This is a genomic window from Rhizobium sp. BK289 (genome assembly GCF_014193575.1).
In the GTDB taxonomy this organism is placed as follows: domain Bacteria; phylum Pseudomonadota; class Alphaproteobacteria; order Rhizobiales; family Rhizobiaceae; genus Rhizobium; species Rhizobium tropici_C.
In genome coordinates this window covers 629,095-642,234 of sequence record NZ_JACHZO010000001.1, presented here as the reverse complement: position 1 = coordinate 642,234, position 13,140 = coordinate 629,095, and the positions used below count along the sequence as shown (strand labels likewise).

Annotated in this window: 12 protein-coding genes and 1 riboswitch; of the genes, 6 read left to right on the top strand and 6 right to left on the bottom strand. The window is 61.2% G+C overall.

The features are described from left to right. Nucleotides 1-49: 49 nt before the first annotated feature. Complete coding sequence (locus FHT84_RS02945; RefSeq protein ID WP_112344988.1) at nt 50-1,378, bottom strand: dicarboxylate/amino acid:cation symporter; 1,329 nt, start codon at nt 1,376-1,378, stop codon at nt 50-52. Nucleotides 1,379-1,596: 218 nt separating this feature from the next. Here FHT84_RS02945 and FHT84_RS02940 point away from each other — a divergent pair, with 218 nt between their 5' ends. After that, complete coding sequence (locus tag FHT84_RS02940) at nt 1,597-3,474, top strand: sensor histidine kinase (protein ID WP_112345214.1); 1,878 nt, start codon at nt 1,597-1,599, stop codon at nt 3,472-3,474. Next, complete coding sequence (locus FHT84_RS02935) at nt 3,471-4,844, top strand: sigma-54 dependent transcriptional regulator (protein WP_113250401.1); 1,374 nt, start codon at nt 3,471-3,473, stop codon at nt 4,842-4,844. The genes FHT84_RS02940 and FHT84_RS02935 overlap by 4 nt, the downstream gene beginning before the upstream one ends. A 27-nt stretch (nt 4,845-4,871) precedes the next feature. On the opposite strand, the gene FHT84_RS02930 is transcribed toward FHT84_RS02935, so the two are convergent. The 3 genes from FHT84_RS02930 to FHT84_RS02920 form a co-directional block, all read right to left on the bottom strand. Continuing rightward, nucleotides 4,872-6,479 carry a hypothetical protein gene (locus FHT84_RS02930; RefSeq protein WP_112344986.1) on the bottom strand — a complete coding sequence of 536 codons (1,608 nt, stop codon included), beginning with the start codon at nt 6,477-6,479 and terminating at the stop codon, nt 4,872-4,874. A 212-nt stretch (nt 6,480-6,691) separates the two neighbouring features. Further along, nucleotides 6,692-7,567: a glutathione-dependent disulfide-bond oxidoreductase gene (yghU, locus tag FHT84_RS02925; protein WP_112344985.1), complete on the bottom strand. Its 876-nt coding sequence runs from the start codon at nt 7,565-7,567 to the stop codon at nt 6,692-6,694. Between the two features lie 583 nt (nt 7,568-8,150). Next, complete coding sequence (locus FHT84_RS02920; protein WP_112344984.1) at nt 8,151-8,297, bottom strand: DUF1127 domain-containing protein; 147 nt, start codon at nt 8,295-8,297, stop codon at nt 8,151-8,153. Between the two features lie 235 nt (nt 8,298-8,532). Continuing rightward, nucleotides 8,533-8,629, top strand: a riboswitch (TPP riboswitch). 50 nt (nt 8,630-8,679) lie between these two features. Here FHT84_RS02920 and thiM point away from each other — a divergent pair. The 4 genes from thiM to FHT84_RS02900 are packed head-to-tail and all read left to right on the top strand — an operon-like array spanning nt 8,680 to nt 11,693. Then, nucleotides 8,680-9,483, top strand: coding sequence for a hydroxyethylthiazole kinase (gene thiM, locus FHT84_RS02915; protein WP_112344983.1), 804 nt, complete (start codon nt 8,680-8,682; stop codon nt 9,481-9,483). Continuing rightward, nucleotides 9,480-10,115: a thiamine phosphate synthase gene (gene thiE / locus FHT84_RS02910; RefSeq protein WP_112344982.1), complete on the top strand. Its 636-nt coding sequence runs from the start codon at nt 9,480-9,482 to the stop codon at nt 10,113-10,115. Before thiM ends, thiE begins: the two co-directional genes overlap by 4 nt. Continuing rightward, nucleotides 10,112-10,924, top strand: coding sequence for a bifunctional hydroxymethylpyrimidine kinase/phosphomethylpyrimidine kinase (gene thiD, locus FHT84_RS02905; RefSeq protein WP_112344981.1), 813 nt, complete (start codon nt 10,112-10,114; stop codon nt 10,922-10,924). Before thiE ends, thiD begins: the two co-directional genes overlap by 4 nt. Before the next feature lie 4 nt (nt 10,925-10,928). Then, a complete protein-coding gene (locus FHT84_RS02900; protein ID WP_112344980.1) occupies nt 10,929-11,693 on the top strand; it encodes a 3-oxoacyl-ACP reductase in 765 nt (254 codons plus the stop codon). A 75-nt stretch (nt 11,694-11,768) separates the two neighbouring features. Here FHT84_RS02900 and FHT84_RS02895 read toward each other — a convergent pair whose 3' ends face one another. Together FHT84_RS02895 and FHT84_RS02890 are read right to left on the bottom strand one after the other, a co-directional pair. Beyond that, entirely contained in the window at nt 11,769-12,641 is an 873-nt protein-coding gene (locus FHT84_RS02895) for an undecaprenyl-diphosphate phosphatase (protein ID WP_112344979.1), read from the bottom strand. A gap of 200 nt (nt 12,642-12,841) precedes the next feature. Continuing rightward, entirely contained in the window at nt 12,842-13,054 is a 213-nt protein-coding gene (locus FHT84_RS02890) for a hypothetical protein (protein ID WP_112344978.1), read from the bottom strand. Between the last annotated feature and the right edge of the window lie 86 nt (nt 13,055-13,140).

Below are 13,140 nucleotides of genomic sequence, written 5' to 3'. Positions count from 1 at the left end.
AAACGGCCCCCGAAGGGGCCGTTCCATCCTTGGGAGGATGATGCGAAGCCTACTCGGCCGCCTGCAAGGCAGGCACCTCGATTTCCTCGCTCAATTGCCCCGCCATGGCGGCCGCAAACTTGGTCTGGTCGAGCTCGTTTTCCCAGCGGGCTACGACGATCGTGGCAACTGCATTGCCGACGAAGTTCGTCAGGGCGCGGCATTCCGACATGAAACGGTCGATCCCGAGGATCAGCGCCATGCCGGCGATCGGAACCGAAGGCACGACCGCAAGCGTGGCGGCAAGCGTGATAAAGCCCGCACCAGTGATGCCGGCGGCCCCCTTGGAGCTCAGCATGGCCACCAGCAGCAGCAGCACCTGATCCCCGAGCGACAGCGGCGTATCGGTTGCCTGGGCGATGAACAGCGCCGCCAGTGTCATATAGATATTGGTGCCGTCGAGGTTGAAGGAATAGCCCGTCGGGATGACAAGGCCGACGACGGAACGCTTGCAGCCTGCACGCTCCATCTTGTTCATCAGGCCCGGCAGTGCGGCTTCAGACGATGAGGTGCCAAGCACCAGCAACAGCTCTTCCTTGATATAGCGGATCAGCGCAAGGATCGAAAATCCGTTATAGCGCGCGACGGCGCCGAGCACGACGAGCACGAACAGCAGCGACGTGGCGTAAAAGGTACCGATCAGGAAGGCCAGATTGGCGATGGTGCCGATGCCGTACTTGCCGATGGTGAAGGCCATGGCGCCGAAGGCGCCGATCGGCGCGAACTTCATCAGAAGCGCGACCATGCGGAAGATCGGGGTGGTCAGTGCCTGCAGGAAGTCAGTCACCGGGCGGCCACGTTCGCCGGCGGCGCCGAGCGCAATGCCGAAGACCACCGAGAAGAACAGCACCTGGAGAATATCGCCCTTGGCGAAAGCGCCGACGATCGTGTCCGGGATGATGTTCATCAGGAAGCCGACAACCGACGCGTCATGGGCTTGTGCTGCATAGTTGTTGACGGCCTTCGTATCCAGCGTCGCCGGATTGATGTGCATGCCGGCGCCCGGCTGCACGACGTTGGCAACGATAAGACCGACGATCAGCGCCAGGGTCGAGAAGGTCAGGAAGTAGATGAACGACTTGCCGACGACGCGGCCGAACTTCTTCAAGTCCGACATGCCGGCGATGCCGGTCGTAACCGTCAGGAAGATGACGGGCGCAATGACCATGCGCACCAGTTTGATGAAGGCATCGCCGAGCGGCTGCAACGATGTGCCGAGCTGCGGATAATAATGGCCAAGCAGGATACCGGCGGCAATGGCGGTCAGAACCTGCACGTAGAGATGCCGGTAAAAGGGAAGTTTGCCGCGCGTTTCGGCGGCAGCGATGGGAGCAATCATGATATCCTCCTTTAAGCCCAACCGATCTCTCGGCCCTCCGGGCGACGACTAGAATTCAACAGCCTCCGACTGTTCCGTTCGCCGTTGCAACGGGCATGCCAATTGAGGGACATGGCATCAACTATTTGATTTCATATGATTTAAATTTCTCGAGCGCGAGCATATCTTAAAACATGTGCGGCAATCCGCACATGTTGAATTGCGGTCAGCGCGAAAACATGCACAATATGGCGATGCTACAACGCGCCGCCACAGATCGACTTTTGACGCCAGAGCAACTGAGCCGGCGCTCCCGTCGCGTTTGGCTCGCCTTCGCATTCCTGTGCGCCGCTATCATTGGAGTCGCCCTTTATGGTGCAAGCTTCTACGGCCGTGTCTCCGCGATCGAGGCACTGCAGAGGCAGGCACATACGGACGCCAATCTCAAGGTCGCACTTTTGCGGGCGGTCCTCGAGCGTCCCCGCGCCTTGCCGCTCTTGCTGGCGGATGATCAGCAAGTGCGTGAGGCGCTCGCGGGACGGCGGATCGACGACATCGTTGCTCTGGACCGCAAACTGGAGAACCTCGTTTCCGGCACCAGCGCTTCGGTCCTCTACGTGATCGGCAAGGACGGCGTCACGATGGCCTCCAGCAACTGGCGGGAGCCCTTGAGCTTCGTTGGCAATGACTATTCCTTCCGCGACTACTTCAGCAAGGCTATGGAGGCGGGAACCGCCGAGCACTACGCGCTTGGTACGATCAGCAACCGCCCCGGCCTCTATATTTCGCGCCGCGTCGGCGATGCCGGTTCGGCACTGGGCGTTGTCGTGGTGAAAATGGAATTCGATCAGTTGGAGGCCGATTGGAGTGAGAGCGGCCGTCCCGCTTATGTGACCGACGAACGCGGCGTCATCCTCATCACCAGCCTGCCTTCATGGCGCTTCATGACGACGACGTCACTTGGCCGAGAAGAAGCGGCGGCCATTCGCAAAAGCTTGCAATTCGGCGCCGCTCCGCTCTCGCCGCTGCCGGTCAGCCGTCCGGAGGCCGTCGGCCCGGATGCGACCATCGTTCGCGCCGTCCTGCCCGGCAGCAGCGCCGCCGAATATTTGCGGCTGACGACCTCAATCCCTTCGACGCCCTGGCAGCTCGGCTATCTCATCCCGACCGATCAGGCCATTGCCTCTTCCATGCGCGAGACGCGCTTCCTGACTTTGACCGTCCTGCTGCCGATCCTTGCCTTCGCCGCCTTCCTGTTGCGGCGGCGCCATGTCTCCGTCATGCAGATCGCCGTCAGCAGGATCGCCCGCGAGGAGCTGGAGCGCCGCGTCCTGGAGCGTACCGAGGATCTCAGCCGTGCCCGCGATCGGCTGGAAGCGGAGATCGCCGACCACCGGGCGACGGAGGCCAAGCTGCAGGGGGTGCAGCAGGATCTCGTGCAGGCCAACCGTCTCGCCATTCTCGGTCAGGTCGCCGCCGGCGTCGCTCACGAGATCAACCAGCCCGTCGCGACGATCCGTGCTTATGCAGAGAATGCGCACATCTTCCTCGACAGGCAGCAGACGGAGCCGGTCAAGGACAATCTGTCTGCGATCGCGGCGCTGACCGAGCGCATCGGCACGATCACCGAAGAACTGAAGGCCTTTGGCCGCAAGGGAAGAACCGCGCCCGAGCCGGTTGACATCAGAAGTGCGATCGAAGGTGCCGTCGTCCTGCTGAGGAGCCGGTTTGCCGGCCGTCTCGACGCCCTGAAAATCGACCTGCCGCCGACAGGTCTCCTCGTCGTCGGTACGCGCATCCGACTGGAGCAGGTCCTGATCAACCTTTTCCAGAATGCATTGGAAGCTCTGGAAGGTCGGGAACAGGCCAAGGTCGAGGTCTCGGTACGTGAGACGTCAGACGATGTCGAGATCGTCGTCTCGGATAATGGGCCGGGCATTCCCGCCGCAATCCTCGATCAGCTGTTCACGCCTTTCAATACATCCAAGGAAAAGGGCCTCGGTCTCGGCCTCGTCATCTCCAAGGATATCGTCGTCGATTATGGCGGCCGCATCGATGTCGAGAGCACCGGCATCGGTACCCGCTTCACTATCCATTTGTGCAAGGCCACAGCATGAACGAAAGCTCCCCCGTCTTCCTCATCGATGATGACAAGGATCTGTTGAAGGCGACAAAGCAGACCCTTGAACTTGCTGGCTTTATCGTCTCCGCCTTCCCTGCTGCGACCGAAGCGCTGAACGCTCTGGATGCCGGCTTTGCCGGTGTCGTCGTCTCCGATATCCGCATGCCGCAGATGGATGGCCAGCAGCTCTTCGCCCGCATCAAAGGGTTCGACCCGGATCTGCCTGTCATCCTGATGACGGGCCATGGCGATATACCGATGGCGGTTCAGGCGATCCAGGACGGCGCCTATGATTTCATCGCCAAGCCTTTCGCCACGGATCGATTGGTGCAGAGCGTGCGGCGCGCGGCCGAGAAGCGGCGGCTCGTTCTGGAGAACCGCGCTCTGCGGCAGGCGGCGGAGCAGGCCCAGGGCGATCTGCCGCTGATCGGCCAGACCCCGGCAATTGAGCGGCTGCGCCACACGTTGCGGCAGATCGCCGATACGGATGTCGATGTCCTGGTGACGGGAGAAACGGGTAGCGGCAAGGAAGTCGTGGCAAGCCTGCTGCATCGCTGGAGCCGCCGCGCCAAGGGCAATTTCGTTGCGCTGAATTGCGGCGCCCTGCCCGAAACAGTGATAGAGAGCGAACTCTTCGGCCACGAACCGGGCGCCTTCACCGGTGCGCAGAAGAAGCGCATCGGGCGCATCGAGCATTCGAGCGCGGGAACATTGTTTCTCGATGAAATCGAAAGCATGCCGCCGGCGATCCAGGTGCAGATGCTGCGCGTGCTGGAAATGCGCGAGGTGACGCCGCTCGGGACGAACGAAATCCGCCCCGTCGATCTTCGCGTCGTGGCGGCAGCAAAGGTCGATCTCAGCGATCCAGGCCAGCGCGGCGATTTTCGCGAAGACCTTTACTATCGTCTCAACGTCGTCACGCTTTCGATCCCGCCGCTGCGGGAGCGGCGCGACGACATCCCCCTGCTTTTCGGTTATTTCGCCGAACGTGCCGCCAGCCGCTTCAAGCGCGATGTGCCGGCTGTTACGGCCACCGTGCGCCGCCATCTGCAGCAGCACGATTGGCCGGGCAATGTTCGCGAACTCTCGCATTTTGCCGAACGCTTCGTGCTTGGATTGGAGGCGAGCGTCCTGCCGAAATCCGGCGACGCGCCGACGGTCGAGGCAGGGCTTTCATTGCCCGTCCGCGTCGAGCGCTATGAGGCAGAGCTCATCCGCGAGAGCCTGCAGCAAAACAATGGCGACGTCAGGAAGACGATAGAGGCGCTGGGTATTCCGCGGAAGACTTTCTATGACAAGCTTCAGCGCCACGGGATCGTGAGGGGCGATTTCGCCGGCCTGGACGGTGACGACCGCAGAAGCTGACGGACCAAGGAGATGTCGGGACCACACCTAGGCGCTTGCAAGCCTCAAGTCCGGCATGGAAGCATGCCGTGCCGCAATCTGCGCCGTCCGGTCAAGCGCCAGCATGGCCTGATCGATAACGTCTGCAAGTGCGTCTGCGCTCTTGGCAGCCTGCACGACCAAGGGCGCGCTCAGGCAAATTCGAAGGGCGCTGGCCGGCATCTCGCCGAAAACGGCGCAGCCTACAGGCTGGCCGATATGCACGGCCGCGAACCCATCTTCCTCAATGACCAGTTCCTTGTAGACCGCCGCGGTCTCTACCGCGTTCAAGACACCTGCATTGCCAGCGTCGCGCAGGTAGAACGAAAAGATCGAAGGGATTTCATCCCAACGGCGCACCGATGGAACGCTCCACAGGCAGCGCCGATCAATGGCACGGCTGTCCAGCAACGCAAAGGCAGGATCGTTGGCAAGCCTGGCTGTCACGGCTTCGGCGAAGGCGGAGAGAACGACTGTGAGCTGCTCCTCCGGAAGAACGACGAAGGATTGCAGCTCGAACAAGGCCGCCTTCCAGCGCAGAAGCAGGCCGAAATTGGCGCGTTCGGGCAAGATTTCACGCGCCGCCCAACCCTGTGGCCATTCGGCCCTGCCGCAATAGTCGGCCAGAGCCGCCGGCAGGGGGCGGTGCTTAAAGCGTTCCGACATCTGCGGCGGGCACAGAAGAGCGCCGCTGAAAATCGGTCCGGCAAGGAACTTCGATCCTGTCAGGGCCACCATGAAGCCATGCGCGAGGTAGGCGCGAATCGTTGCCGCCGAAAGGCGGAACTGGCAGCCATCGATCATGATGTCGAGCACGTCGCCGAAACGTGCCTTGAGGCGCAGCACGCTTTCCAGGCTCGGCGCGAGAAGGCTGGTTTTCGACACATCGGTCACGACGAGCAGGCATCTCAAGCCTGCGGCGCGGCCGAGCTCGATCAGGCCACGCAATTCTTCCTCGACTTCGCTATCGGCACGAAGGGAGCCATCCTTGGTGCGGACGGCGATGGTCGCATTGCGCGTCGCATCCCCGGGCCGCAGTTCCTCGCCCTTGGCAACAGCCCTGTCGCTGCTGACGCGGGCCATGAAGTGGCGGCCGGCCGAGGCAGTCATGACGCCGCTGCCGGTCTCGCTGCCCATCAGCGTGATGGTCATCAAGGCGCGATCATCCTCACGCGCCAGAAGCGATGCAGCAAAGAGATGGATGTCCGTGCCCGACGTTGCGAGGATAACGTCGACATGCGGCTGTCCGGCGACCTGATTGAGACCGAGCAGCCGCAGGAGGTCCTGACGTACTCGTCCAATTTCACGCTCATAGATGGTTGCGGCCGATCCGTTTTCCATTTCGCGGACCAGATCGGCGTAGTAGCTTTCGACTTCGGCAAAGGCAGCGGCGGAGATGGTCGATGCGGTGGAAGAGCCGAAAGCAAGGTCGCTCGGACGAGGTGCCGGGCCGTAACCATACATATTGAGGCCGGTGACGATATCGCAATCCAGTCGCTCGTCACCGCCAGAAACCAGGCACTTTAAAAGCGCCTCTCTTTTCTCGCTCGATTGCTGCGACGACGCGCCTGCGATGACATTGTTGTCCAGGGCATTATCATCAGCAACTTGCTGCATGGAGAAGCATTCCTTTTGCGTCATCGGTAAAACGCATTGCAGGAGCGCCTTGCGTTTTCTGCCGGGCGATAAAGCCTCGGCAGCAGGACATTAGACCCGACAAGATGGAGCGAGGCTGACGTGGCCGCGTGACGAAGATCGCTGGCAAAGCCAATAAAAAACCCGCGATCCGGAGACCGCGGGTTCGAAGAAATAACGCGCAAAACTGCCTGTCAGCTTGCGGCTTCGATCTTATCCTGCGTCTTGGTCTCGAAGTCACTGGCATCGTGGCGCTCACGCAGCTGCTCGGACGGATCGCCAGACATGCGATTGACCATGCGGCCGCGCTTGACGGTAGGACGCGAGTAGACCTGTTCGGCCCAGCGCTGAACATTCTTGTAATCCTGCACCTGCAGGAACTCGGCCGCGCCATACTGCCAGCCTTTGACCAAACCGCCGTACCACGGCCAGATGGCGATATCGGCGATCGTATAGTCGCTGCCGGCGATATATTCGCTTTCGGCAAGACGACGGTCGAGCACGTCGAGCTGGCGCTTCACTTCCATGGCGAAGCGATCGATCGCATATTCGATCTTTGTCGGGGCATAGGCGTAAAAGTGACCGAAGCCGCCGCCGAGATAGGGCGCGCTACCCATCTGCCAGAATAGCCAGGAGAGGCATTCGGCGCGAGCCGGCTGCTCGCTCGGCAGGAAGGCGCCGAATTTCTCGGCGAGATACACCAGGATCGAGCCGGATTCGAAAACGCGGACAGGCTTCGGGCCACTGCGGTCGAGCAAGGCCGGAATCTTGGAATTCGGGTTGACGTCGACGAAACCGCTGCCGAACTGGTCGCCCTCGCCGATCTTGATCAGCCAGGCATCATATTCCGCGCCGCTATGACCGAGTGCCAGCAGCTCTTCGAGCAGGATGGTGACCTTCACGCCATTCGGCGTACCAAGCGAATAGAGCTGGAGAGGATGACGTCCAACAGGCAGTTCCTTTTCGTGGGTCGGTCCCGCGATCGGGCGATTGATATTAGCGAACTGGCCGCCATTGGCCTTGTTCCAGGTCCAGATCTTCGGCGGCGTGTATTCGGCAGAACCGGTCATGGGCATCCTCCTGTTTCGGGGAATCACGTTGGGGGTTGGTCTTCGATGTAGCGCGCTACAGGTGTCGCACATAGTGGCGACTGTTCATTTTTGCGAGAGGTGGTCTTCGGTTTTCAAAACAAGCAGCGATCGGAGGTGGCGCAACGGCAATGACCGCGTCCGACGCGCGATGGGGCCGGTGACGATGAAGCGGAAATCGGTTGAATGCGGCCTGAAACGAAAAAGCCTGCCGCGGGAGGAGGAGCGGCAGGCTTTCTACAAGAACCGAACAGCGGACGGGAGGAGGAATGCCGCTGTTCCCGCAGTCGTCCCTGGGAGGAGGAGAAGGACGTCTGCAAAAACGAAGGGATGCGGGAGGAGATGCATCGCTTCGATGAAAAGCATAATAGCCGATTCTTGCTCATAGGATAGGCATTTCTTTGCAGGGCAGTTATGCGCTATGCGAAAAGCGGCTGGCTTTGCAGATCTGCATGCGGCCCGGGAAAAGAGCCTGGACCGTCCCCTCCCCCGGCAAAACAAAAGCGCCTGCTCGGGAAGAACAGGCGCTGGCATAATGCAGCTTTATAAGGAGCCGTCGAGGCCGTTAGCGAGCGATCGCTGCGCGGGCCACATTGCGGATATCACCGCGATCGATACCCAGATCATGCAGTTCGCGCGTGGACATACGGCCCAGTTCGGCGACCGTCTGACGATACTTGCGCCAGTTATTGAAAGAGCGTGCTACGTTCATGATGATCCCCTTTCCTTGGGCTTTCGAAGCTGAGCGGCCGTGCTTGGCGCTCCCGTCGCTTCGATGAGAAATATATAGTCGAACCCCTCAATCTTTTGCAGAGCTAAGAGATCACTGCACCCATGCGCTAGCTGCATGTCTCGCCCGGAAATAAGGCGCTTCCAATTCGCGACCATCGCGGAGGCCTTTGTGATTTGCTGATGACATCGGCGTCTTTGTCTGCGAAAAGAAGGAGGATGAGAGACAGGGGCGTCCGCTTTCCGGCGGGCTGAGAAGAACCCTTCGAACCTGAACCAGATCATGCTGGCGGAGGGAGTCGCTCGGGACCTTGCAACGCTCAGCACGTCGTCCCTTCGCGTCTCGCCCGCCTGAAAGGGGCGATATGCAAGACCAAATCACAGCCGGCAACCTGCTCGCTGCCGTGCGGGCAAACCCACCGCTGGTGCAATGCATTACCAATTTTGTCGCCATGAATATTACGGCCAATGTGATGCTCGCCGCCGGTGCGTCGCCGGCGATGGTGCATGCCGAAGAGGAAGCGGGCGAGTTTGCCGCGATCTCCGGCGCGCTGACGATCAATATCGGCACGCTCTCGTCGGGCTGGCTTGCGGGCATGCTGAAGGCAGCGCAATCGGCCAACAATGCCGGCAAGCCCTGGGTTCTCGATCCCGTCGCCCATTATGCGACAGAGTTTCGTCGCAAGGCGGTAGCCCAACTGCTGGAGCTGCAGCCGAGGATCATTCGCGGCAATGCATCCGAGATCATCGCCCTTGCCGGCGGCACCAGCCGCGGTCAGGGCGTCGATAGCCGCGACGCCGTCGAGCAGGCGGAAGAGTCCGCCCGGCAGCTCGCGGTAAAGCACGATTGCGTGGTCGCCGTTACCGGCGTCACGGATTTCGTGACGGATGGGCGGAAGGCGAAGCGGATCGCCGGCGGTTCGCCATTCATGCCGCAGGTGACGGCCCTCGGCTGCTCGCTGACTTGCCTCGTCGGCGCCTTTGCCGCAGCAACGCCGGATGAGCCATTCGATGCGACCGCGGCAGCACTCACCGTCTTCGCCGTCGCCGGTGCGCAGGCAGGAGCGGCAGCCGATGGTCCCGGCTCTTTCTCCTGGCGCTTCCTCGACGCCCTCGCAGCGCTTACGCCGGAACTGCTGGATCGCGACGCAAGGATATCGGCAGCATGAAAGACTTCGATCTCTCACTCTACCTCGTCCTCGATCCCGTGCTGTGTGGTGACCTCGGCATGATCGAAACGACCCGTGCGGCCGTTGCCGGCGGTGCCACGATCGTACAGCTGCGCGACAAGCATGCTCCGACCGCAGCCGTGATCGAGACAGGCCGCGCTCTCAAAAAGATCCTGCAGGGAACCAATGCCCGGCTGATCGTCAACGACAATGTGGAAGCCGCCATCGCCATCGGCGCCGACGGTCTCCACATCGGACAGGAGGATATGAACGCCGCCAAAGCACGCCGCCGGATCGGGCCGGACATGATCCTCGGCCTCTCGGTGGAAACCGAGGTCCTCGCGACCCTCATAGACCCTGGTATCGTCGACTATGCCGGCATCGGTCCGGTCTTTGCCACACCGACCAAGCCCGATCACAAGCAACCGATCGGCTTCGACGGTCTTGCCCGCATCGTCGGGCTCTGCCCCGTTCCATCGGTTGCGATCGGCGGCCTCAAAGTGGAGCATACGCGAGAGGTTTTCTCGGTAGGCGCGGACGGCCTTGCGGTCGTCTCCGCCATCTGTGGCCAAGCGGACCCGCGAAAGGCGACGGCCCTCATCGCGAACGCCATCAAGGAGGCTCGCCAATGATCCGCAATGTCCTGTCCATCGCCGGCTCCGATCCCTCCGGCGGCGCCGGTATCCAGGCCGACCTGAAGGCCTTCTCCGCCCGCGGCGTTTATGGAATGGCGGCCCTAACCGCACTGACGGCGCAGAACACGCAAGGCGTCGTCGGTGTCCATCCGGTGCCACCCTCTTTCGTGGCGGATCAGATCAATGCGATCTTCGCCGATATCCGGGTCGATGCGATCAAGATCGGGATGATTGCCAACGCCGCGATTGCGGATGCGGTCGCGGACATTCTGGCGCGACATGGCGATGTGCCCGTCGTGCTCGATCCCGTGATGATCGCGAAAGGTGGCGCCGCCCTGCTTGCCGCCGATGCCGTCGACGTGCTGACCATGCGGCTGTTACCGCTTGCGACAGTCATAACGCCGAACCTGCCCGAGGCGGCAGCGCTGTTGCATGACGTGGAGGCCTCAAACCGCGAAGACATGGCACGTCAGGCGCTTGCTCTGGCAGCGTTTGGGCCTTCGGCCGTCCTCATCAAGGGCGGTCATCTTGCGGGTGACGAAAGTCCGGATGTGCTGGCGGGCGCCGGCGGCCTGACCTGGTTCGAAGCCGAGCGGCTGCCGACGAAGAATACGCATGGGACGGGTTGCACGCTTTCCAGCGCCATCGCCGCCGAGATCGCCAAGGGACTGCCGCTGCCGAAAGCCGTCGCCGCCGCCAAAGCCTATCTCGCCGCCGCGGTCGCCGCCTCGGGCCACCTTTCCGTCGGAAGCGGCCACGGACCTGTGCAGCATTTTCATGGGCTCTGGCACACAAACAAGGAGTAGAGAAATGAGCCTGTCACTCAAGGATCAGATCGTCATCGTTTCAGGTGCCGGGCGCGGTCTCGGCGCGGCCATAGCGACGGCCTTTGCTCGGGAGGGCGCAAAGGTTGCCATCAACTATCGTGCCAGCCGTGAGCGGGCAGAGGCGCTGGCGGCAGACCTTGGCGATCATGCGAAAGCGTTTCGGGCCGATATCCGCGATCCTGGAGATACGAAGCAGCTCGTTGCCGAGGTAACTGCGCATTTCGGCGCGCCGACAACAGTCGTCCATAACGCGCTCGCCGATTTCAGCTTCAATGGCGATGCGCGCTCGAAATTGCATGCCTTGAGCTGGGCGGAAATGGCGATACAGCTGGAAACCGCACTGCAAGGCGCTTTGAACCTGATACAGGCGGCGCAGCCGGCAATGGCAACGGCGGGCTTTGGCCGGATCGTCACGATCGGCACGAACCTCTTCCAGAATCCGGTCGTGCCTTATCACGATTATACCGCAGCCAAGGCGGCACTGCTGTCGCTGACCCGCACGGCTGCGTCCGAACTCGGCCCGCTCGGGATTACCGTCAACATGGTCTCCGGCGGCCTTCTGCGCACGACCGATGCCAGCAGTGCCACGCCGGAAGCCGTCTTCGACATCATCGCCGCCAATACACCGCTGCGTCGCGTCACCACACCCGAGGAAGCTGCCGATGCGGTGCTCTTCTTTGCCAGCCCCTGGGCGCGTGCCGTCACCGGACAAAATCTTATCGTCGATGGCGGTCTCGTTTTTGGATAACGGCCCGGAATGAAAAAGGCGCTACCATGGAGGCAGCGCCGATATTGAAGCTTTGCAGCCGACGGTTCGGACAGCTCAAGCCCATCCCATGGTCAGCACGCCGAAGAGAATGACGACGCCGAGCATGATACGGTAGATGACGAAAGGCCAGGTCGAGAAACGCTCCAGAAAGCGCATCAGTCCCCAGATGGCGACGAAGGACGATATGCTGCCCACAATGAGGCCGACGATCAGGATGGACCAGGCTTCCATCGGAATATGGGCCTTGTAGAGTTCGAACAGCTCCTTCAGGCCGGCAAGCGCGATGGCCGGTAAGCCGAGCAGGAACGAGAACCGTGCGGCTTCATCACGCTTCAGACCGAGGAAGAGTGCACCGGTCAGCGTCGAACCCGAGCGCGAGACGCCGGGAACCAGCGCACCGACCTGGGTGATGCCGACGAACAGGGCATCCATCAGCGTCATCTGCTCGATGCCCTTCCTATGACGGCTATAGAGTTCAGCGACCGCCAGAAGCAAGCCCATGACCAGGCAGGCGATGCCGATCACCCAAAGGCTGCGGAAAGATGTGCCGCAGGCATTCAACGACTTCGAAAGCAAGAGGCCCGCGATTGCGATCGGCACCGTTGCAATGACGATGGCGATCGCAAGCCGCATCGCGGGGGAGCGCCAATCCCTCTGCCTGATGGCATCGAGCGATCCGAAGGTGACGTAACGAACGTCGCTCCAGAAATAGGAGACGATGGCGGCAAGGGCCGCAAGCTGCATAGCGGCCGAAAAGGCCGAACCCGGATCCTGCCAGCCGAGCAAGGCCGGCACCAGGCGCATATGGGCAGTGGAGGAGACCGGCAGAAGCTCGGTCAATCCCTGCACGACACCCAGTATCGCGATCTTGGCATAGCCCAGGGCAACAAAGCCCGTGTCTACGCCTTGTGTACAAACATCAGCCACGTTTTGACATCCTCAGTTCTTCATGGGGCTTGGCACCGGAACGGTGCGATGAACTTGCTGTGGAACCGTTTTCCGACACGAAACCAGCGGCAATCTTGTAGGATGCCGTCAACTCCGCACTATGACAGGACGAGGATATAGCCGCGCAGGCTGAATGCTATCTGAAATTGCCGGTTTTGATTTCCGGGTTTAACGGATTTCTAGCCTTCCTCATCCGGCAGCGACTGCATGTGGCGGATGATGGCATAGAATGCGGCAAGGAGGATCAAGGCACCCACCGCGCGGTGGAGATCATGCAATATCGTGTGATGGTGCCTGACCATGAGGCAAGCCAGATTATAAAGAGTTATGGCGACCGCCGTCAGAATAGCGGCCAGAAAAAGCGGCATATTCCGGTGAATGAAATTGACCATCACGCACACCTCGTTTGCATGCGGCCAGATTTCACAAGGAATGGGGAGGAATTAGGACAATTACCCCTCGCCTGACAGCTGCCGAG